Genomic DNA, 18,672 nt, shown 5'->3' with positions numbered 1-18,672 from the left:
TCCATTTAATCCGTGGCGATGGAGAGAGGATAATGGGAAGGATAAAAAAATGCGTTTTAAGACCTTAATAGAATGGTTAAATTGGCAAAATACTTTGCATCCTCATTTAATTGATTTGGAATTAAGCCGCTGTCAACATGTCGCAGAATTATTAGATTTATTGCCATTTCCCTGTCCCGTTATTACGGTCGGAGGAACGAATGGCAAAGGTTCTTGTGTGACGCTATTGGAAGCGATTTTGCGGGCTGAAGGGTATCGCACGGCTCACTATTTATCACCACATCTGCTTGATTTTACAGAACGTTTATGTTTTGACCATCAAGAAGTGACCGAAGCGGATTTTTGTCGTGCTTTTGCGGCGGTGGATGCGGCACGCGGTGAAATCACATTGACCTCATTTGAATTTATTACCTTAGCGGCATTATGGTTGATTCGAGAAAAAAAACCAGATGTGGCGATATTAGAAGTGGGATTGGGCGGGCGATTAGATGTGGTTAATCTGATCGATCCCCAAGTGGCACTGATCACGAATGTGGCACTTGATCATACGGAATGGTTGGGAGAGACGCGAGAAAAAATTGGTTTTGAGAAAGCAGGCATTTTACGCCCGAATGGTTTAGCGGTATATGGTGAATTTAATCCGCCTTTGAGCGTATTGCGACAAGCGGAAATTTTAGACGCTCAACTGTACTATTGGCAGCAGGATTTTCATTTCACACGCTTAGGGTCACACCGTTGGACGTGGTGGTGTAAAACAGTGGCGTATGATGATTTGCCTTTGCCCGCGCTGTCGGGTGAACAACAATTACAAAATGCAGCGAACGTCTTGATGGTATTGACGTTATTACGCGAACGTTTGCCCGTTTCCAAAGCGGCCATCATTGCAGGTTTAACGCAAGCGCGTTTGTTGGGACGCTTGCAATGTTTACCTGAATTACCGCGTCGTCTTTTTGATGTGGCGCATAATGCGCACGGTGCAGTTGTTTTACGAAAATTTTTACAACAAAATCAGGTCGATGGGAAAACGCACGCGCTGGTGGGAATCATGCGAGACAAGGACATTCACGCCTTATTATCCGAAATACTGGCCGAAATAGACGTGTGGCACATTGCCGCCCCCCAAGTCGCACGCGCCGCAACCGTAGAACAATTAGAAGCGACTTTACAGGATTTAGGTGCGATGTCACGTTATCGTTATGATTCTGTGGCACAAGCCTATGAACAAGCGGTGGCGATGTTGGGAGAGAGGGATCAATTGGTGGTTTTTGGTTCATTTTTCACTGTGGCAGAAGCCTTGCGCGCAGCGGGATTTAAAAAATAGAATGAAAAAATAAACCCCTCTTTAAATAGGAGGGGTTAGGGTTAGTCAAAAAGTAAAGATGCTGAAAAAATTAAGGTAAATCGATACCAAAAGATTGATACACCAATTCTAGGCTATTTACACGCTGATAAGCGAGAAATAATTGGCGATTTTCCTCCATCATTAAATCACTGGATAAACTTGCAGTTAAAGGAAAAGTATGTTCACTTTCTAGCGTCAAGGTTTGAAAAGGCTGAAGTGAAGCAATAACCCCATCCCAATTCTGCCAACCTGCCTCAGTAAATAACATTACTTGTGTAAAATTCGCATCGGCAGAGAGTAAAAATAAATGCGCTGTTTCTCCTATTTGCGCGGCATCTGGCGACCATTTTAATAAATAACGTGGCGCATTTTCGCTGGCTTGTTCTGGCACAGGTAACGGAATAATCTGGGCGCGGACATCGGTTTGATTCAACACATCAATAGTGAAAGTTTGCCGCACAGAATAAGCCGATTCTTGCAGCGTTAATTCCACTTCAATCTCATGTTCTTTGGCTTGTTCATAATCCAAACGCAAACCATCTGCCACCACCAACATATCGCCCATTACAATAAAACGCCCTTCAGCATCATTCAGCAATTGATAATGCGCTGTTTGAGCATTGACCCCCACTCCCACTAAACGCCCTATAATCGTGCCAATAGGCGCGTTTTCACTCACTTCTTTTTTGGTTAATAAAATGCGTTGCGGCGGATAATTCTCAGGCGCATTTAACACCTCAATCGTTAAATCACGCTCTAAAAATGCCCCCAAACGGTCTGTGACGCGCACACGAATAGTATGTTGAGCCGATAAATGATGATTTAACAAACGGCCATTATTCGCATAAAGCTGATTTCCTAAAATATAAAAACGTTGCCCCGCGTTATCCAACAATCCATATTGAAAATGATCTTCGCTATCAGGGTCTTGCGCCGAAAACTCCCCAATTAACGTGCCACGCGCCGCCCGCTCAGGCACTTGCTGTGCTGACAAGGTTAATTGGGTTGGGGCGCGATTGGGTTGAACGGTTAAACGCATGACATTTGGCTCAAGATATTCCGCTTTTTCAGTGCGATAACCTAAATCAATTTCAAATAATCCCGTTAATCCCAATAAAACACCTTGATAAATAGGCAATTCAATTTGTTCTGTTAATGTTTGCGCGGGCAAATCAAAATGTAAAGTTAAAGGATTCTCCTGATTTGCACCGAACCAACGCAATATCATAAACGGAATTGCGGATTGTTCTAATTCGCTAAGTAACGGATTAATGAAACCCAATAAAGTCACTTGTTGTGGCGCGTCAATGCTTAATTCGGCACCAAAAGTATTAGCCGTGCGAATTTCACCGCGAATCACAGGGGATTCTGGCTCTTGTGGTTTTTCTTCTTCGATGAGTTGAAGGGTAAAATTCTGTTCAACAAATAACCCACTCGAATCCGTGCTGCGTACCGTGATTTGGCGCGTTCCCACGTTACGAAACAATACACCCGCTCTGACCCATAAACGCGCTCCACGAATTTCAAATAATCCTTCCGTATGATTTATTAATGTGTAACGGTGAACATCTCCATTATCGGGGTCTAAAGTGGAAAATTCTCCAATAAAATCTCCCGTATTAATCTCTTCTCGAATAACCACCGAATTGCCATTTAATGAAATGGCTTGTGGAGCTTTATTTTCGGGTTCGGGTTCGGGTTCGGGTTCGGGTTCAGGTTTAGTTAATGGGTCGATGATCACCATAAGCTCCGTTTCCACAAATAAACCCGCTTGATCCGTGCTGCGAATCCGAATTAAAAATGATTGTCCTGCAATTAAAGCGGCAATCGTTGCTCGGTTAGGAATGTGCAGTTGATTGCCCACAATTTCAAATATTCCCTGTGGCGCAGAAACTAATTGATAAGTATGACTCTCGCCCACATCGGGATCGCGGGTGGTCAGTATGCCCACAGGATTACTGTCTGTTTCCAAATTCACGCGGGCATTGCTCAATATCACCGCTTCGGGCGCGTGGTTGTCCGCTAATCCTGTACAACGGAGAGAATAGTTAAGTAATTCACCAATCGACGGCTCAGTACGAATTGATAAGCGGCCGTCAAACGTACCCAATACCGACGGACGACAGACCAATGTAAAAATACGTTGTTTATCATTGGTTGGGTCAAGTGTCGTTGTTAGACTAAAATCGCCACTGCGTTCGCTTGCGATTTCAGGTTGTGCGGTAAACGATTGGCTGCCCACATCGAGTAACGTCACAATGCGTGTTGAAGTGGGCATTCCCAAAACTGCACTACCAAAATCGATCAAAGTCCCATTGCTCGGCTGCCATCGGGCGGCGATGCTACTGGGTGTCGTTACCGCAATTTCTGCACTGGGTACACTCAGTAAACCGCTTTTTTGCTCATTGTGCGGCGGGGTGTAAGTGCGTACGCGAAAACGATAATGGGTATTAGGTTGTAATCCTATGACGCGCCATTCAGAAATACTTTTACTGCTGGTTTGACCTACATTAACAAATGTACTGCCTGTGCCTGTAGCGTATTCGATTTGGTAATAGCCCCCATCCGCTTGATAAACAATCGGACTCCATTGCAGTAACACTTCTGTACTTTTCACCTCGCTGGCGATGAGATTATCTGGGGGAATGGTTTGGGTGATTAATCCATTGCTGTTGACGCGATTGATAAAATTACGTAAATCCGTATCAGTAATGTAAAACGAATTGTAACCCACACTGACTCCCCCTTGCGTAATGAGCGGCAAATTCATGATCCACGTCGGCAATTCGCCTTGCCATTGATTACCGTGTAAGGCCAATTGGGTCAAATTGCTCAGTACACTTAAATTGGGTAATGTGCCTGAAAAACGATTATTACTGAGATTTAATATGGACAGTAAAGTGGAATTATTTAACCTCGTAGGAATATTGCCTGTTAATTCATTATTCGCCAGATTTAACGTGCTTAAACGGCTTGAACCTGAAAAACTGGGTAATGTGCCGTTAATGCGATTTCCAGAAAGGTTTAAATGAATCAGTGTTTCTCCTAATAATGAAAATTCAGGTAATTGTCCCACTAAATTATTATTAGCAAGATTAATGGAGATGGCATTGGGCGCGATGGTTAAACAACTAATACCATACCAAGAGCAGCCGTTTTCAACTTCCAGCCATCCTGTGTTATTTGTCCAATTATCGCCTTGTAATTGATTATAAAAGTCGCTTAAAAAACCACATTGCGTTGGCGTAATTCCAGACACATCGCTACAATCAAAAGGTGGCAATTCAATGGTTGGACAGCCTGCTAAAGCACTGGTTAAGAAACCACTGGCATCTACAGTATTGCTGACACTGTCACCGTCCCCTGAAAACGCGCCACCAGCCCCCGTGCCATAACCCCACCAATTGCTTCTGGCAGTGGCTGTAACGGCACTGTAAAAGCTAATATCGCTGTTATTAACAAGACAACTCTGCGTGACATTAACCGTGCCTGATATGGCATAAATTGCGCCACCCGTATCGTTTGCGAGATTGCCTAATAAACGGGAATTATTAATTTGCAATGTGCTTGATTCTAACCAAATACCACCACCCGATTGTCCCGTGTTATTTTCTACCTGCGTATTGTCGAGTGTTAAACTGGAATGGGTTAAATAAAACGCGCCGCCTATACTGCTGCTGCTATTGCTTAATATTTGGCTATTAGAAATGGAAACAGTGCTGTTTTTATTGGCGTAAATAACACCGCCACGACCGCTAGAATTATTCCGAAGAATGGATTGACTGATTGTTAAGCTGCCTCCCGAAATAGTAATGCCGCCGCCAAAGTTGCTTGTGGTATTGCCTTGAATTAAACTGTCTGTTTGTATCGTTATTACCCCGCCAATACTATTAATTGCCGCGCCACTGCTTGCGCTGTTATTTTTTAAATGAACGCGGATCAAAGACAATTGACTGCTGTTATTGACAATTGCGCCATAGGTGGCGTTATTGAGCGTGATATTTTGCAAAGTCATTTGACTGCCGCTGCTGATGGTCAACGGCGGAGATTCTAATGCGCTGGCATCTAATAGGGTGGCGGGAGTGTTATCGGTGGCGACTGCGCCCACGATAGACACCTTTTTTCCCGAAAAAGAAATGGCTTGATTGAGTAAAATAGTACCACTGGGCAGTAAGACATTATAAGTGTCATCAATCGCCCATCCGCAATCGCCTCCCGATTGGTCTTCTGAGAGGATAATGCTGTTGATGGCTTCATTAAGTGTACAACTGCTGTCGCCGGGCGGCGAACTGTTGCTGGTGCTGTTCACCGTAAGGGTGGCGGCTTGTGCCAGATGAACACAAGCAAAAAGAAACAGTAGCCCTAATGGGCGTAAAATAGAAACAAACATGATGCGGTCACTCTTCTTAGATGAAAACAGGAGAAGATTTTAACAAGGGAACTCGACCCAAAAATGGACGAGACAATGTGATGATTATAGCTAAGGTCTTGGGATAAAAGAGAGTGAACCGCTTAGATTCATTGTGCCACTGTGTGTAGACGGAATGTATCACCTGCTTTGATGCCGCGTCCTTGTACACGCATGGTATTCAATTCATGACCTTGGCCGAGTTTGACAATGGTTTTACGTTCGCCTTCGGGGGTGAGGAGAAAAAACTCTTCGTAGCGCGTTTGAATCGCCGTCAATGGCACAATTACTGTATCACTTGGATCGGGGATCGATAAGGCCAACTCCACTCGCCATCCGCCTCGTTTCTCTTCAATACCTTGATCTAAAAGCAATTCAACATTTATTTTTCGCGTTTGCGGATCAAATTCTGGAGAAATCCGTGCCATATCGGCCTTCACCGTTTGGCGCAAATCGGGTAAATAAACCTGTAAAGGTTGGGTATGTTGCAATGCAGCGTATTCTTCTACAGTCAGCGCGAAGGGAACGTGTAATTGAGAAAAATCACCCACTTGTGCCACTGTTTGGCCTTGATTCACCCATTGTTTTGGCTCAAGATTGCGCCGTATCACTTTCCAGCCCGCGGGAGCTTTTAAACACACCCGTGACAATTGTTCTTGTAAGCGACGGGCTTCAATGCCGCGGGCTTTGAGTTGAAATTCTGTCGAAGATAATTGATTTTTCATGCGATCCAATTCGGCTTCTGACACCGCTTTGTTACGACTTAATTGTTGCAAACGGGACACTTCTTTTTCTAAAAATTGTAAATCGCTTTTTAATCGCTGCTGTTCCACTTGATTGGCTTCTATTTCCAAACGAATAAAAGTATCATCCAAACAGGCGAAAAGCCCAGAAGCAGGAATCATATCGCCCACATCGCTGTTGACAGTAAGACAGCGCGCAGATAACTCGCTCACCACATCCAATTGCGCACGGGCGCGAGTAAATCCCGTCAATTGACTTTGGTGCAACGCCGGTTGCGCGGTAAACAGCGCGACAGCATCATCCGCGCCACTCAGGGAACTGACCAGGGATAAACTACACCCTATCCACCAATAAATTAATTTTTTCATAACATCCAATCTCTATCATAAAAGCGACGTGACAAAATCAGTGGTTTTTTCTGTCGCTTGAATCCCGTAAAATGGCCAGAATTAAGCGCGAAAAATCAAAGAACCGTTTTTTTTTTGCGCATTATCCTACGCAAAAAGGAGTTGAGGCAACGTGAATAAATATTCTATAGCGATTTTATTGCTGATGGCAGGATTGGGCGGATGCAGTACAACTCCAACCCAAGACTGGACGGCCAGCCGTCATGATGAAACGGTAGTTTGGGCGGATGATGATTCGGAATGGGCGATTCTTGTTTCCAGTTACGAACAACGCGGTGGCGGCGTATTTAGTGAACCTGAACGACGTAATTTTAACCATCAATTGGTCACTCAAAATGGCGCAGAGGGAGAACGAATCGCAGTGACTTCTCCCAGAGATGATCGTCCGGGACAGATTTTTTATATGAAAAGTGCGGGCTATTTTCTGTTAGAAGCGGTGTTGAGCGATGGCAGTCAGCAATTTAGTCGTATTTTACCCAATGGCAATGAAATTTTGGTGTTAGAAGGGCGGCCAACCCAGTGTACGGCAGAGCAGCCCAATGTTAAAATGCCACACAGCATTATTCCCTCGCCTAATGGCCGTCAATTGGCGCATATTTATACGCCCCAATGTGGAGAATTAGGGGTTGAATTTATGCACGCCAGTACGCTTAATTTTATTGACGGGCGATTTATGTCGATTGAACAGCCGTTAATCGCCACGTGGCATCCGCAAGGCTATTTAATTTTGAGCGATGCGAAAAAAACGCAGGCTTGGAAAATTGCACCGGGCGAAGATTTTACGCCGATTTCCCCGCCAGATTGTCTGACTCCCAGCACATCCAGTAGTGATATTTCCAGTACCGGTTTGCAGGTGCGCATTGTCAAGGATAAACTGGTAACGCAACAATTGCCGATGGATCGGGCATTTGGTTGCCAATCGCATTTGCCTGCATTAATGCAGAGCGAGAAAGAATAAATTTTTAATTGTAATTGACCGACACACAGAATAGAAATCGCTATGGCAGGACACAGTAAATGGGCAAACATCCAACACCGTAAAGGTGCGCAGGATGCAAAACGCGGTAAATTATTTACCCGTTTAATTCGAGAAATCACCGTGGCATCGCGTATGGGCGGCGGTGATCCCGCGTCTAATCCGCGTTTGCGTTTAGCGGTGGATAAGGCTTTAACCGCGAATATGGGTAAAGACACCATTGAGCGTGCGATTAAACGCGGTTCAGGCGATATGGACGGTGATAATTATGAAGAAGTGCGTTATGAGGGTTACGGCCCCGGCGGCGTGGCGGTGATGGTGGATTGTTTAACGGATAATCGTAATCGCACTGTTTCCGAAGTACGCCATGCCTTCAGTAAAACAGGTGGTAATTTAGGCACAGATGGTTCTGTTTCCTATTTATTTACCAAAGTGGGACAACTCTATTATCCCCCCGGTACGGACGAAGATCGGGTGATGGAAATCGCCTTAGAAGCAGGTGCAAGCGATATTGTCACTGATGATGACAGTGGGATTGAAGTGTTGACTGCGCCTGATGATTTTCACACGGTCAAAGAAGCTTTAGAAAAAGCAGGTATTAAAGCAGAAACAGCCGAAGTAACCATGCGCGCCAGCACGAGCAGCGAATTGGATTTAGACACCGCACAAAAGATGTTGAAATTATTAGACATGTTAGAAAACCTTGATGATGTACAAGAGGTTTATTCTAATGCGGATATTAGCGACGAAATCATGTCGCAATTGGGTTAGTGGATTGGTTTTGATAAGCACCCCAAATTATAATGGAAATTAGAAAATTAAACAGCCTGCGCGGTCTTGCTGCTTTAATTGTGGCCGTCAGTCATTACAGCAACAATACTCAATTTTTAAGCGGTTTTTTTGGTACTGGCGCGGGTCAATTTGGGGTGATGTTATTTTTTATATTAAGCGGTTTTTTGATGTCGTATTTGTACATGAATCAACCGTTTAATAAAGCGATGGTATATCAATACGGAGTGGCACGTATCGCACGGGTCATTCCGTTATTTTTATTGGTGGTTTTTTTATCTTATAGCAGTGCTAATCTTCTCTACAATATTCCGAATATTCAGCATTTAATGGCGCATTTATTATTTTTATTTGGCACATCAGTATTGTGGACAATTCCTGTTGAGATTCATTTTTATCTACTGTTTATTTTACTGTGGTGGTTTTATCAAAAATGGGAAGGCCGCTTGTATCTTTTGTTAGTGGCGATTGTGGCATTATTAATTTTTCTGGGATTGCCGAGAATAAACACAGAATGGCTAGGGATGCCGATTCAATTTAGAATATTTGAAGCATTGCCTTATTTTTTAACCGGTTTAGTATTGGGACAAGTTTATCGTCACTGGTCAGCACCGAAACAGTGGCAAAGTGGCGCGTATTTATTTTCTTTGTTATTCATTGTGCTGTTATTTCCCCAGATATTTCAAGCAATCACTGGAGTAAAGCATGGTTTATGGAAAGATGTTGGGGTATTATTAGTGGTGGGATCGGTGTTTTTCTCACTGGTTTTTCTTGTGCCTGACGATCACTCTTTTTTAACTAATTCCATTGGCGATTTTCTGGGAAAAATTTCTTATTCTTTATATTTGCTGCATGAACCTGTTTTGCGCGGAGTGAAACAATTACCGATTGAAAATACTTGGTTATTATTAGTGATTTTTTTAAGTTTATCGGTATTAGTGGCTGCCTTATCTTATTTCTTATTTGAAAATCCTGCGCGGCGAATGATTCGGCATTGGGGAGTGAAGAAAAATGTGTGATAAATAGCGTAATACAAAAAAGATATAGCCCACAAAATTCTTATTTTGTCAGAATCAGAATTTACAGAATTTCAGGATTTTCAGAATTAAAGAATAAAAAATCTGCTGAAAATAAACCACTGGCAAGAATAAATTTTGAAAATTCTTGTGTCTGTAAATTCTGATTCAGACAAAAAATATTTTTATCAACAACTCAATGCCCTGATAATTTCCCCAACAACAACCGTACATTCTCCCCGGATTGCTCAGAACATAACCGCGATAATAATTGCGCCACGTCCAATGATGAATCCGTCTCTAAAACCCAAGTCATTTGTGCTGGATCATAATTTAAATGAAAACCACCCGATTTGGCCGCAATCCACAATTGCTTAACCGCGGGTTGGCGATTAATCACAATTTTTGAATGATCCGCAAATTCCAGCGTTAAAATACCTGAAACGGTTTCATAATCAATCTCTATTTCTTGTTGTTCTAATGCTTCTTCAATCGCCATTAGAGTATTATCTACTAATTCTTGATAACCAGAATCACTCATTTTCTCTATCCTCAATCCATTATTTCTGAGTCCACACCACTTGCCCGTTGTGTAAATAAAATTCGCCCGCAGCAAATTGTTGTAACACTTTTGGATACAAATAATGTTCTTTGGCTAATACACGAGTCGCCAATGTGTCTTCCGTATCGTTGGGTAATATGGGAACTTTCACTTGCGCGATCACGGGACCACCGTCCAAATCCTCAGTGACAAAATGCACACTCGCCCCGTGTTCCCGACAACCTGCCTCCAACACACGACGATGCGTATCTAATCCTTTAAAATCAGGCAATAACGAAGGATGAATATTAAACAAACGCCCCGCATAATGCTGCACAAATTCCCGTCCCAAAATACGCATAAACCCCGCTAACACCACCGCATCCGGGGCATATTGATCAATACAGGCTTGCAAAGCCCGATCAAAAGCCGTTCTATCCGCATAATCATGATGAGAAAGCACATGAGTTGTAATATTTTTAGCCTGAGCATAACGCAATCCAGCCGCATCCGCTCGATTACTGACAATTGCCCGCACCGCTAACAAAGAATCTTCTGTCTCTACAATGGCTTGCATATTGCTGCCGCGTCCAGAAATCAAAATAACCACGTTTAACATACGCTATTTCCAAAAATGATCGCCTGATCCACCCGCGGAACTAAACGCCCTAACACCCACGCTTGTTCCCCTGCATGCTGCATACTTTGTATAACTGTATCTACGACAGCCGCAGGCACACACAACACCATGCCCACACCACAATTAAAAGTACGATACATTTCCGTGTCGTCAATATGGGCTTCGCTTTGTAACCATTTAAACAAGGGCGGCCACGTCCAACTGGCTGTGTCGATATACGCGGTGACATTGTCAGGTAATACTCTAGGAAGGTTTTCCAACAAGCCGCCACCTGTAATATGTGCAATGGCATGAACGGGCGCAATGGCTAAGGTTTGTAAAACAGGTTTAACATAAATCCGCGTCGGCTCAAGCAATACTTCACCCAAAGAATGACCGTAAAAATCCGCATCCAACGCCACACCCGTACGCTCAATGACCTTACGAATCAAAGAGTAACCATTAGAATGCGCTCCGCTAGAAGCCAATCCAATTAACACATCGCCATCTTGTGCCAAACGTCGCCCATCAATAATGCGATCCCGTTCCACAATGCCCACAGAAAACCCTGCTAAATCATAATCTTCGCCTTCATACATACCGGGCATTTCTGCCGTTTCACCGCCGACCAATGCCGCGCCTGCCAATTCACAGCCGCGCCCGATGCCCGCAATCACTGCGGTTGCCGTTTCGACATTAAGATGACCTGTGGCGTAATAATCGAGAAAAAACAAAGGCTCCGCGCCCGATACCACAATATCGTTGACGCACATGGCGACCAAATCAATGCCAATGGTGTCATGTTTTCCCAGTTGCATGGCTAATTTTAATTTTGTTCCCACGCCGTCGGTGCCAGAAACCAATACAGGATGTTGATAACGCTCCAGCGGCAACGCAAACAAAGCTCCAAATCCCCCCAAACCACCCAATTGTTCTGGGCGGTGGGTACGTTGGGCGATGGGTTTAATGCGTTCCACCAACAAATTGCCGTGATCGATATTCACACCTGCGGTTTGATAATTAAGCGGTGATCGCGTATCCGTCGTTGTCATTTGGTATTCTCGGTGATGCTGAGTGATGGGGTTAATTTTAAGAATAATTTTGTTGGAGAGATATTCTATCAAAAATCGTTTAGGGAGAATTTTAAAAAAACGCACCGTCTTGAGCGTCAAAAAACAAAAACGCTACCACAGTGGTAAAAGGAAGCGTCACACCCAAAAAGTACAATTGAAAACGTCATTTGTAAACTAAGAGTTTTTCGCCCACTCAACAAACATTATTGTAATTGACGAAAGCACTTTACTTAAAGTTCATTCTCATGAATTTCATATAAGCACCCAAACAGGAATAATCTGGACTATCAGCACCTCTACCACCCTAACCACTCCTGCTAGGAGGAAAAAGAGATCGGGTTATTTTGTTAGATTTTAACAATAAAAACAATCTGTTATTCCCCCTCCCAGCAAGAGGGCAGGGGCGGTAGAGGAGTGAACATTCTGAATGGTTTTAATGGCTGAATATTTTTTTAACGACTTAATAACGCGCTTTATTCTACCGTTAATAAAACAGGCCAAAGCGGTTGACTGGCGTGATCAAAAGCTGCCCATAATTGGCGATAAGTTTGTTGCGTGGTGGGGTGGAGTTTATCGGGACTTAAATCCGCTAAGGGTTTTAACACAAAAGCATATTTTAAAATTTCGCCGCGTGGCAGTTCCAATAAATCGGTTTTTAACACCATCTCATCATAAAGAATTAAATCAATATCTAACGTGCGAGAATTAAAACGCTCGCTGGTGCGTTTTCGCCCTTGTTGATGTTCAATATCGCGTAGCGTTTTGGCGATTAAATCGGGAGGATTGTCCGTGTTTAATTGCACCACTAAATTATAAAAATTATCGCCCACAAAACCCACTGCTTCTGTTTCATAAATGGGTGACAGAATCACGTGATGATAATGCTGTTTTAAAGCGGTAATGGCAGCGCGAATATTTGCCGCAGGATCAATATTGCTGCCAATGCTTAAATAAACCTCAGCCATGTTCTGGTTTCACTCCTCGTTCAATAATAATTCCCACATCGCGTGCGCCGCGCACCGCGCCTTTTTTATTCAGTTGCAAACGTACCCAAGGCACGTTAAATTCCGTTACAATAATCTCACACACTCGCTCGGCTAACGTTTCTACCAAAGCGAATTGGCTGTGACCGACAAAATCAATCAAACGCTTCGCCACCGCTTTATAATTCAAAGTATCTTCGATACAATCAGAATGGGCGGCTTTTCTAATATCGGTTGCCATTTCTAAATCAAAAACAATAGTCTGTTTGACTTGCCGCTCCCAACCATAAATGCCGATCACGGTGTCTATTCTCAGATCACGTAAATAGATAATATCCATTTTTTTTCCCGTTGTGAATAAAACAATGTCTAAACAAATGACGCAATTAGATACCGATTGGTTGCCATTGGCTGAATTGTATCAAATTCCAGAGCAAGGGTGTTTATTTATTCTGGTAAACGATGACTTGTTATTGGTCGGTCGAGAAGGGGAAAATGTCCATTGTTTTGAGGCAAAATGCCCACATTTGGGTTATTCATTAGAACTGGGGCAGGTGAATGGAGACAGTATCACTTGCCCTTTTCATAAATATCGTTTTTCTTTAAAAGATGGTCATTGTCGCAATGCCATTTGTGATAATTTAACCCGTTATGAGGTTAAAATTGAAAATCAGCACGCTTTTGTTAAATTTAATCGTTAATCAGTGGAGTTTTTTATGTTAAAAATAAGCTATCGTATTGCTTTAACAGGTTTGTTAATAACTCCTGCGATGATGACATTAAGCAGTTGCAGCCAAACCCCTAAAGTTCCCGCCGAATCTGTGGTGATTGCAGAGCCAATTAAACCCGCTTATATTGAAGTGGCGCAACGCGATGCCTTGGTGATTGGGCAAAAGATTTGGATGAATGAAAGTTCTGCCAAAATAGAAGGACTCACTTCTTGGAATCAAGGGGAACATTTTGCTTCTTTGGGAATTGGTCATTTTATTTGGTATCCTGAAACCAATCATCGCCCTTATACAGAGACATTTCCTGATTTGTTAAAATTCTTAAAAGAACGCAATTATACTTTACCCGTTTGGTTGCAAAATATCACGGTGAATCCATGGCCAAACCGCGAGGCTTTTTTAGCGGCTAAAGATACGCCACAAATGACGGAATTGCGGCAATTCATGTTAGACAGCATTCCTGACCAAGTGCAGTTTATTATTCGTCGTTTAGAACAGGCATTGCCCGTGATGTTGCAAACATTAAGCAACGAAGCCGAACGTGCGTTAATTAAAACGCAATTTTATCGCGTGGCACAGACTCCACAAGGCGTTTATGCGTTATTGGATTATGTGAATTTTAAAGGGGAAGGTGTGGCATTAACAGAGCGTTATCAAGAACAAGGTTGGGGGTTATTGCAAGTGTTATCGGCGATGACAGGAAATACCGCTTCTCCTTTACAAGAATTTGCTGATGCGGCTGATGTTATTCTCACTCGTCGCGTGCAAAATGCACCCGCTGAACGTCAGGAATCACGCTGGTTATTGGGCTGGAGAAATCGCTTAAAAACGTATTTAGAACCTTTAACGGCAAAAAATTAATAAACCAGTGAATGGAATTTACTTATGTTGAAGATGTTGATTATTAAAACAGGCTGCACCATTGATGCGATTAGAACGGATTATGGTGATTTTGAAGATTGGGTGCGCGATGGTTTAGGATATGCCGATGCAGAAGTGCAAACGGTGGCGGTTTATTTGGGGGAATCTTTGCCCGAATTAAACGAGAATAATGCGATTTCTGGCATTGTAATTACTGGTTCTAATGCGATGGTGACAGATCGGGAAATTTGGAGCGAAAAAACAGCCGAATGGTTGCGACAAGCGATTGAAGCGAATTATCCTGTATTGGGCATTTGTTATGGGCATCAATTAATTGCTCATGCGATGGGTGGAAGAGTGGATTATAATCCTAAAGGTTATGAAATTGGCGTGATTCAAATTGAATTAATGGCAGAGGCTAAAAATGATCTGTTATTTAATCATTTATCTTCTTCTTTAATGGCTTATTCTGTTCATGCGCAAACGGTGATTGATTTACCGAATCATGCCGTTATTTTAGCGCGCAATGCACACGATAATCATCAAGCATTTCGTATTGGGCAATGTTGTTGGGGTGTGCAATTTCATCCTGAGTTTAATGCAGAAATTACCCGCCGTTATATTCATGCCCGTGAAATTTCTTTTGCTGAATATGGTTATAGCATGGAACAATTATTACGCAATGTGACAGATTGTCCTGAAAGCCAACAGGTGTTGCGTCGTTTTGGCGAGTGGGTACGGCAAGGCGCGTAAAATTTTTTATCTGCATCAGAAATAACTCCCTTAAAAAAGCCGATTCTTTCTTAAAAAGGAACATTTTCAACCATGCCAAATAAACCTAAAGTGATTTTGCAATTAGAGAAGGATTTGGGATTTGCGCTTGAGCAGGTGGAGTTGGGGGAGATTGGGGAATATTATGAAGAGCGACGAGCTGAATTTGCCTTGAATGAGCAAGGGGAAGTGGTGGGTTTGCATCTGACGTGGTGTGAAATAATAGAAGACCTAAGCCCGTTACAAGGCTTGACCGCTTTGACTCTGTTGGATTTAACAGGTAATCAAATCAGCGACCTAAGCCCGTTACAAGGCTTGACCGCTTTGACTCTGTTGGATTTAACAGGTAATCAAATCAGCGACCTAAGCCCGTTACAAGGCTTGACCGCTTTGACTCAGTTGGATTTAGGCAGTAATCAAATTAGCGACCTAAGCCCGTTACAAGGCTTGACCGCTTTGACTGGGTTGAGCTTATGGAACAATCAAATTAGCGACCTAAGCCCGTTACAAGGCTTGACCGCTTTGACTGAGTTGGATTTAAAGAATAATCAAATTCAAGAAATCACTTTAGATTTTCTCAATAATTTCCCAAAATTGATAGAGCTTGAACTTTATGGAAATCCCATTAAAAATATACCAGAAGAAATTTTTAATCGTGAATATGAATATGGAGATGTTTTAATGAGTGCAGATGTTTTAATTCCAGTCCGTCACTACCTCGAAGACCTAGAAAAACAGCAAATCCAAACTTATCAAGCTAAAGTGATTTTAGTTGGTAATGGGCGTGTGGGTAAAACTTGTTTGCTCAAGCGGTGGCTGGACAAGACTTTTGACGAAAAAGAACCTTCTACCCATGCGATTCAATTGCGGCATTATTCCTTAAAAAAACTCGCTAAAGAAAAGCAATTTAAAACGATTCAACTACACATTTGGGATTTTGGTGGACAAGACATTTATCACGCCACCCATCGCTTGTTTATGCAAACCAAAGCGATTTTTGTTTTAGTGTGGGATGCTCAAACAGAAAAAGAACCTGAGCAAAAAGAAGGTGATCATCCTTATCGTAATTATCCCTTAAATTATTGGTTAGATTATGCGAAAAATTTAGGCGATAACAGCCCTATTTTAATCGTGCAAACTAAAAAACAGCGCGATGGGGAACAAATCCCGAAAAATTTAGCGGATTTGCGTCAGCGTTATAATATTGTTGCGTCTATTGCCGTGGAATCTTCACAAGATAAACACAATGGCTTTACTTTTTTTGAACAACATTTAATGGAACAAGTTGAAAAATTACTTGAAAAAACCTGCGTCATTTTTCCTAAATCATGGTGGGATGTACAGACTCAGTTACAAAAGTGGCAAACCTCTAAAAAAACCCTTTCTTTAACCGAATTTAACAAGTTGTGTCAAAAATTTGGATTGGATAATGAACATGCGCATACTTTGCTAAAATATTTACATGATACAAGCTGGGTATTTTATCAAGAAAATCTATTTCAAAACCAAATCATTTTAGACCAAAAATGGGCGATTGATGCGGTTTATACTTTATTTGATCGTCAAGGCGTTTTTCCACAATTGGTAAAAAATGGTGAATTTGGCGCAGCGCAATTAAAACATGTGTGGCAACAATTTGATGAAACAGAGCAGGAATTATTTTTAGATTTCATGAAATCTTGTGAGATTTGTTTTGAACTAGATTATGATTCTGAAAAACTTTTTTCCGAACGTCGTTTTATTGCGCCTGCTTTATTGCCAGAGGAAAAACCAGAGGCATTAATTGATTTATGGGAACAGAATGATAAAAAACGATTTGTGCGTTATGAATATCGGTTTTTACATTATGGCAATTTGCAAAGTTTTATTGTGCGCACGCATTATTGGGGGAAAATATCTAGTTTGTGGAAAAATGGTTGTCAATTGAAAGATGAGCAGGGAAATTTAGCCCTCATCGAAGGTTTTTTTAACGCAGAAAAACCTTATTTACAAATCATGGTGGCAGGTAATAATCCACAAAATCTATTGGATAAAGTGCGGAATGAATTTGATAGAATCCAAAAAGATGATCAAGTGGAGGAATGGTGGTCATTAGATGGAGAGGATTTTGTGCGTAGAATTGATGTGGAAAACGCACCAAAACAGAATCGGCAAATTCAAACGATTAACGGCGTTTGGGCGAATATGGAGGATTTTAAGTCATTTTTTAACCGAGATAAAAATGCAAAATTTCTTCTTTGGGAAGAACAATTGAAACCCTTAAAAAATCATCGTAATAAATGCCCTAATAACTCGCCCATTCAAAAAGAAATTGCCGCTATTCTTGAAATAACTCGCGCCGATGATGTCTTAATTCATTCCAGAAAAGCATTAGAATGTATTGTGCGTGATTTGTACAGCAAAAATAAAAAAACTCCCCCTGATAAAATGCTTGGCAAAAATCTGGATAATTTAAAAAACCAGCCTTTTACCCCAGATGCCACAATAATCGATTTAATGTTTAAAATTAATGAACAAAGCCGAGAAGGCGCGCATCTTTCTGACCGCGAGCTTGATAACAACGTACCCATCGCTTTATCGCATTTGGATAGCGTTTTAAAATGGTTTTTTAAGGAGAATCGTGGATGAAATCAGAATTTCCAGACACAAGAATTTTCAAAATTAACTCTTACAAGAAGTTTTTATTCTTCAATTCTGAAAATCCTAAAATTCCGTAAATTCTGATTCAGACAAAAAAACTAACCCAAATTAATCCCTTCTAAAAATTCTCAAATCCCCTACATTCCGAATTCTCGCAAAACTTTGCTATAATCCCCCCATCAATAACCACTCTCCATTCCCATCATGAGCATAAAATCAGATCGTTGGATTCGGCACATGGCCACCCAACACGGCATGATAGAACCCTTTGCCGAACACCAAATTAAACAAAATACCCAACAACAACCCGTTATCTCCTACGGCACTTCTAGTTATGGTTACGACGTGCGTTGTGCCAACGAATTTAAAATATTCACCAATATTAATTCGACCATCGTCGATCCCAAACAATTTGAAGCGGGTAATTTTGTCGATAGAATTGATGATATGTGTATTATTCCACCCAACTCTTTTGCTTTAGCGCGTAGTGTGGAATACTTGCGCATTCCGCGTGATGTATTAGTGATTTGTCTGGGAAAATCGACTTATGCGCGTTGCGGTATTATCGTCAACGTTACGCCGCTAGAGCCTGAATGGGAAGGGCATATTACTTTAGAATTTTCTAACACCACCCCATTACCTGCTAAAATCTATGCCCATGAAGGCGTGGCACAACTGCTGTTTCTCGGCGCGGAGCAGGTTTGTGAAACCTCTTACCGCGACCGCAGCGGCAAATATCAAGGGCAACGCGGTGTCACCTTACCTAAAGCCTGA

At 42.1% G+C, this 18,672-nt stretch carries 16 protein-coding genes; 9 read left to right on the top strand and 7 right to left on the bottom strand.

Annotated features, from left to right (window positions below):
- Positions 1 to 49 precede the first annotated feature (49 nt).
- Positions 50 to 1,321 carry a bifunctional tetrahydrofolate synthase/dihydrofolate synthase gene (folC, locus tag TPSD3_RS17005; RefSeq protein ID WP_086489749.1) on the top strand — a complete coding sequence of 424 codons (1,272 nt, stop codon included), beginning with the start codon at positions 50 to 52 and terminating at the stop codon, positions 1,319 to 1,321.
- Positions 1,322 to 1,391: 70 nt separating this feature from the next.
- On the opposite strand, the gene TPSD3_RS17000 is transcribed toward folC, so the two are convergent.
- Positions 1,392 to 5,732, bottom strand: a complete 4,341-nt coding sequence (locus TPSD3_RS17000) for a fibronectin type III domain-containing protein (RefSeq protein WP_086489748.1) — start codon at positions 5,730 to 5,732, stop codon at positions 1,392 to 1,394.
- A gap of 128 nt (positions 5,733 to 5,860) precedes the next feature.
- Positions 5,861 to 6,862 carry an efflux RND transporter periplasmic adaptor subunit gene (locus tag TPSD3_RS16995; RefSeq protein ID WP_086489747.1) on the bottom strand — a complete coding sequence of 334 codons (1,002 nt, stop codon included), beginning with the start codon at positions 6,860 to 6,862 and terminating at the stop codon, positions 5,861 to 5,863.
- Between the two features lie 151 nt (positions 6,863 to 7,013).
- Between TPSD3_RS16995 and TPSD3_RS16990 the strand changes: the two genes are divergently transcribed.
- Genes TPSD3_RS16990 through TPSD3_RS16980 form a run of 3 tightly spaced genes read left to right on the top strand, consistent with a single transcriptional unit; the run spans position 7,014 to position 9,685 of the window.
- A complete protein-coding gene (locus TPSD3_RS16990; RefSeq protein ID WP_086489746.1) occupies positions 7,014 to 7,859 on the top strand; it encodes a hypothetical protein in 846 nt (281 codons plus the stop codon).
- Between the two features lie 42 nt (positions 7,860 to 7,901).
- The gene (locus TPSD3_RS16985; protein WP_086489745.1) at positions 7,902 to 8,648 is read left to right on the top strand and encodes a YebC/PmpR family DNA-binding transcriptional regulator; all 747 of its coding nucleotides are present in this window, start codon (positions 7,902 to 7,904) and stop codon (positions 8,646 to 8,648) included.
- Positions 8,649 to 8,680: 32 nt separating this feature from the next.
- A complete protein-coding gene (locus TPSD3_RS16980) occupies positions 8,681 to 9,685 on the top strand; it encodes an acyltransferase family protein (protein ID WP_086489744.1) in 1,005 nt (334 codons plus the stop codon).
- Between the two features lie 193 nt (positions 9,686 to 9,878).
- Here the strand turns inward: TPSD3_RS16980 and cyaY are convergent, their stop codons facing one another.
- The 5 genes from cyaY to folB form a co-directional block, all read right to left on the bottom strand.
- Positions 9,879 to 10,223: an iron donor protein CyaY gene (gene cyaY, locus TPSD3_RS16975; RefSeq protein ID WP_086489743.1), complete on the bottom strand. Its 345-nt coding sequence runs from the start codon at positions 10,221 to 10,223 to the stop codon at positions 9,879 to 9,881.
- Positions 10,224 to 10,242: 19 nt separating this feature from the next.
- Positions 10,243 to 10,842 carry a phosphoribosylglycinamide formyltransferase gene (gene purN / locus TPSD3_RS16970; protein ID WP_086489742.1) on the bottom strand — a complete coding sequence of 200 codons (600 nt, stop codon included), beginning with the start codon at positions 10,840 to 10,842 and terminating at the stop codon, positions 10,243 to 10,245.
- Positions 10,836 to 11,894, bottom strand: coding sequence for a phosphoribosylformylglycinamidine cyclo-ligase (purM, locus tag TPSD3_RS16965; protein ID WP_086489741.1), 1,059 nt, complete (start codon positions 11,892 to 11,894; stop codon positions 10,836 to 10,838). Before purM ends, purN begins: the two co-directional genes overlap by 7 nt.
- Before the next feature lie 494 nt (positions 11,895 to 12,388).
- Complete coding sequence (gene folK, locus TPSD3_RS16960) at positions 12,389 to 12,880, bottom strand: 2-amino-4-hydroxy-6-hydroxymethyldihydropteridine diphosphokinase (RefSeq protein ID WP_086489740.1); 492 nt, start codon at positions 12,878 to 12,880, stop codon at positions 12,389 to 12,391.
- A complete protein-coding gene (gene folB / locus TPSD3_RS16955; RefSeq protein ID WP_086489739.1) occupies positions 12,873 to 13,238 on the bottom strand; it encodes a dihydroneopterin aldolase in 366 nt (121 codons plus the stop codon). Before folB ends, folK begins: the two co-directional genes overlap by 8 nt.
- A 25-nt stretch (positions 13,239 to 13,263) precedes the next feature.
- On the opposite strand from folB, the gene TPSD3_RS16950 reads away from it, so the two are divergent.
- From TPSD3_RS16950 to dcd, 5 genes are all read left to right on the top strand, one after another.
- Positions 13,264 to 13,599 carry a Rieske (2Fe-2S) protein gene (locus TPSD3_RS16950; protein WP_086489738.1) on the top strand — a complete coding sequence of 112 codons (336 nt, stop codon included), beginning with the start codon at positions 13,264 to 13,266 and terminating at the stop codon, positions 13,597 to 13,599.
- Between the two features lie 15 nt (positions 13,600 to 13,614).
- The gene (locus tag TPSD3_RS16945; RefSeq protein ID WP_086489737.1) at positions 13,615 to 14,487 is read left to right on the top strand and encodes a hypothetical protein; all 873 of its coding nucleotides are present in this window, start codon (positions 13,615 to 13,617) and stop codon (positions 14,485 to 14,487) included.
- A 24-nt stretch (positions 14,488 to 14,511) separates the two neighbouring features.
- Positions 14,512 to 15,240 (top strand): glutamine amidotransferase, encoded by a 729-nt coding sequence (locus TPSD3_RS16940; protein WP_086489736.1) that lies wholly within the window; start codon positions 14,512 to 14,514, stop codon positions 15,238 to 15,240.
- Between the two features lie 72 nt (positions 15,241 to 15,312).
- Positions 15,313 to 17,886 (top strand): COR domain-containing protein, encoded by a 2,574-nt coding sequence (locus tag TPSD3_RS16935; RefSeq protein WP_086489735.1) that lies wholly within the window; start codon positions 15,313 to 15,315, stop codon positions 17,884 to 17,886.
- A 216-nt stretch (positions 17,887 to 18,102) separates the two neighbouring features.
- Positions 18,103 to 18,672 (top strand): dCTP deaminase, encoded by a 570-nt coding sequence (dcd, locus tag TPSD3_RS16930; protein ID WP_086489734.1) that lies wholly within the window; start codon positions 18,103 to 18,105, stop codon positions 18,670 to 18,672.

This window comes from Thioflexithrix psekupsensis, assembly GCF_002149925.1.
Classification (GTDB): Bacteria; Pseudomonadota; Gammaproteobacteria; order Beggiatoales; family Beggiatoaceae; genus Thioflexithrix; species Thioflexithrix psekupsensis.
The sequence above is the reverse complement of the archived record's forward strand: the minus strand, read 5'-3'. Positions and strand labels throughout refer to the sequence as shown.

Coding starts and splice junctions, on each gene's coding strand:
- cyaY (WP_086489743.1), bottom strand. CDS start 10,223: ATGAGTGATTCTGGTTATCAAGAATTAGTAGATAATACTCTAATGGCG.
- folC (WP_086489749.1), top strand. CDS start 50: ATGCGTTTTAAGACCTTAATAGAATGGTTAAATTGGCAAAATACTTTG.
- folB (WP_086489739.1), bottom strand. CDS start 13,238: ATGGATATTATCTATTTACGTGATCTGAGAATAGACACCGTGATCGGC.
- TPSD3_RS16980 (WP_086489744.1), top strand. CDS start 8,681: ATGGAAATTAGAAAATTAAACAGCCTGCGCGGTCTTGCTGCTTTAATT.
- TPSD3_RS16985 (WP_086489745.1), top strand. CDS start 7,902: ATGGCAGGACACAGTAAATGGGCAAACATCCAACACCGTAAAGGTGCG.
- TPSD3_RS16945 (WP_086489737.1), top strand. CDS start 13,615: ATGTTAAAAATAAGCTATCGTATTGCTTTAACAGGTTTGTTAATAACT.
- TPSD3_RS16995 (WP_086489747.1), bottom strand. CDS start 6,862: ATGAAAAAATTAATTTATTGGTGGATAGGGTGTAGTTTATCCCTGGTC.
- purN (WP_086489742.1), bottom strand. CDS start 10,842: ATGTTAAACGTGGTTATTTTGATTTCTGGACGCGGCAGCAATATGCAA.
- folK (WP_086489740.1), bottom strand. CDS start 12,880: ATGGCTGAGGTTTATTTAAGCATTGGCAGCAATATTGATCCTGCGGCA.
- TPSD3_RS16940 (WP_086489736.1), top strand. CDS start 14,512: ATGTTGAAGATGTTGATTATTAAAACAGGCTGCACCATTGATGCGATT.
- dcd (WP_086489734.1), top strand. CDS start 18,103: ATGAGCATAAAATCAGATCGTTGGATTCGGCACATGGCCACCCAACAC.
- TPSD3_RS17000 (WP_086489748.1), bottom strand. CDS start 5,732: ATGTTTGTTTCTATTTTACGCCCATTAGGGCTACTGTTTCTTTTTGCT.
- purM (WP_086489741.1), bottom strand. CDS start 11,894: ATGACAACGACGGATACGCGATCACCGCTTAATTATCAAACCGCAGGT.
- TPSD3_RS16950 (WP_086489738.1), top strand. CDS start 13,264: ATGTCTAAACAAATGACGCAATTAGATACCGATTGGTTGCCATTGGCT.
- TPSD3_RS16935 (WP_086489735.1), top strand. CDS start 15,313: ATGCCAAATAAACCTAAAGTGATTTTGCAATTAGAGAAGGATTTGGGA.